The sequence below is a fragment of the Gilvimarinus gilvus genome (assembly GCF_030518155.1).
Classification (GTDB): Bacteria; Pseudomonadota; Gammaproteobacteria; order Pseudomonadales; family Cellvibrionaceae; genus Gilvimarinus; species Gilvimarinus gilvus.
The window spans coordinates 1-330 of record NZ_JAULRU010000071.1; the positions used below are offsets into that span (position 1 = coordinate 1).

Here is a 330-nt window from a genome sequence, read left to right on the forward strand (position 1 = left end):
TATTTTCAGAACCCTATCTGGTTGCTATGTCTCGCAGACACCACCTCAGCCGATCGAAAGTAATTAGTATTACTGACTTAAACAATGAACTGTTTATCGGTCGCAGCCACTGCGAGCACCGGCTCATTATTCAAAACCTTATGAAGCAGCATGATGTACAACTGAATATGGCATACGTAACTAATCAGGACGATCGGGCACTGGCACTGGTCGAAGCAGATATTGGCCTGGCGATAGTACCAGCACACTATGCTTCATCGCGCATTGTGACAGTACCTCTGGCCGAAGAGCGCTATCAAAGATCAATTGGCTTTGAGTGGGCCGAAAACG

General features: G+C 47.0%; 1 protein-coding gene. It reads left to right on the forward strand.

Annotated features, from left to right (window positions below; all coding sequences use genetic code 11):
- Positions 1-26: 26 nt before the first annotated feature.
- A partial coding sequence (locus QWI17_RS00345) for a LysR family transcriptional regulator substrate-binding protein (RefSeq protein ID WP_302720514.1) occupies positions 27-330 on the forward strand: 304 nt, incomplete at its 3' end.